Source organism: Mycobacterium sp. (assembly GCF_050701515.1).
In the GTDB taxonomy this organism is placed as follows: domain Bacteria; phylum Actinomycetota; class Actinomycetes; order Mycobacteriales; family Mycobacteriaceae; genus Mycobacterium.
Genome location: NZ_JBOGDB010000035.1, coordinates 1 through 1861 on the forward strand (window position 1 = coordinate 1; position 1861 = coordinate 1861).

The following is a 1861-nucleotide window of genomic DNA, read 5'->3' on the forward strand; positions in this document are numbered from 1 at the left end:
GCCCAGTCCTCCACGCTCAACACTCGCTTCCTCCTTGGCTCGCTCAGCCAAGGCTCTCCAGGAAGCTGGTCAAAATTCAGTTGCCGCGCAGTGATCAGTATTCAGTTGCCGTCGACAAAGCGCTGATTTTGGGCCCGTTAGCTAGCGCAGCGATGAAGCTGTCAGTCGCGCCGCACCATCGGCCGCGTAGGCCGCCCACCGCTGGCCCTCGCTGGGCAGCGGCAAATAGGTGTGGCCACACTCCAAGCGCCAAGCGCCACAACCGGCTACCCGCACCAAGCAGAACCGGTTGCAATACCGACAGTGCGTCATCGCCCCAATTCCTTTCGTGCATGATGTCGAGAAACTCGTCGGGAGTTCCCGGTTCGTACAAAGCACGGTATGGAGCGGCAGTCCTATTCGAAACGGGGCGCAGGCCCTCGCGTATCGAGCTGGGCTCGGGCCTTGTCGTCGGACAGCGTTAGGGGATTAGGGATGCGTTAGGGGAGTCGTTCAGTTCGATGTCGATTCGTATTGGTCGTGGCGGCGCAACCAGCTCATGAAGGGGTCATCTCCGCGGCGGGGCTCCAGTTCCCAATCCTCCTGACGCCCGAGGGCGGTCAGGTCGAGCCACTGGTAGGTCCCCATCAGGATCTCGGTGCCGCGGGCGTAGGCGGAGTAGGTATGGAACACCCGATCGCCGCGTCGGAGAAATGCGCTTACACCCATCTCTTCGCCGGACCATCCCTGCCAGGCGGGGTCCTGCCGTTCGAGCTCGGCCTGGTCCTTGAAGTTGTATTCCACGGGCGCGACCGACGCGTCGAGGGTCACGTGGAAGTCGTAGTTGAAGTCGCTGCCGTGCGATGAGTACCACGGGACGGTCCAGCCCATGCGGCGTCGGTATTGCTCCAGCCTCTCCAGCGACGCCCGCGACACCAGCGCGAACGACGTGTCGCGGGCGTGCAGGTGGTTGAGATGGCCGACGTTGTCGATCGTGAACGAGCAGGATGGGCAACCCTCGTCATCGTCCGGGCCGAACATGAAGTGGTAGATCAGAAGCTGACTGCGGCCGTCGAACAGGTCCAACAAACCGGCCGGTCCGTCCGGCCCCTCGAACGAATAGTCCTTGGATATCTCGACCATCGGCAGCCGACGCCGGGCGGCATTCACCTCGTCGCGCTGGCGGGTCAGCTCCTTCTCTTTCTCGAGAAGCTCGAGCCGGGCGGATAGCCACTGCTCGCGGGTGGTGATCTGCGGATCAGACATGACAAGCCTCCTAAAAGCGCTTGTGTTTTGCAATCACTCCAACGTACCCATGACTGGTTGTAGAGTGCAAGCAGTTTGGGAGGTCGATGTGGGCGAAAAATCACGGTCGGGATGCCCGATCAACGTGGCGGTCGAGGTGCTCGGGGACCGATGGAGCCTCGTCGTGCTCCGCGACATCATTTTCAAGGACCTCCGGCACTTCCGGGAGTTACAGCGTGACTCGGAAGAGGGCATCGCCTCCAACATCCTGGCCAGTCGGCTGCGTGATTTGGTGGCAGCGGGCCTGCTCACTCGTGACGATGTGGGAGCGGGTCGGCGGGCAACCTACAGCCTCACTGCTGCCGCGATCGAACTCGTGCCGGTACTGGCCGAGCTCGCGTGGTGGGGTCTGCGGCATCGCCCCACCGACGCTCCGCTACGGGCGCGGGCCGAACTGCTGCACCACGGCGGTCCGGAGATGTGGCAGGAGTTCATGGACGAATTGCGCGAACGCCACCTCGGCATCCGCAAACCCGACACCCGAGGCCCGTCGGTGACCGAACGACTCGACGCCGCCTACGCGGAGGTCGTCGGCACCGGGCAGTGACCTACGGCTGAGGTACTTGCTCTACGCCGG

2 protein-coding genes are annotated in these 1861 nt (G+C 63.2%); one reads left to right on the plus strand and one right to left on the minus strand.

Annotated features, from left to right (window positions below; all coding sequences use genetic code 11):
- Positions 1–492 precede the first annotated feature (492 nt).
- Positions 493–1245: a DUF899 domain-containing protein gene (locus ACRDU5_RS02875; protein WP_526612706.1), complete on the minus strand. Its 753-nt coding sequence runs from the start codon at positions 1243–1245 to the stop codon at positions 493–495.
- 88 nt (positions 1246–1333) lie between these two features.
- On the opposite strand from ACRDU5_RS02875, the gene ACRDU5_RS02880 reads away from it, so the two are divergent.
- Complete coding sequence (locus tag ACRDU5_RS02880; protein WP_526612707.1) at positions 1334–1831, plus strand: winged helix-turn-helix transcriptional regulator; 498 nt, start codon at positions 1334–1336, stop codon at positions 1829–1831.
- Positions 1832–1861 lie beyond the last annotated feature (30 nt).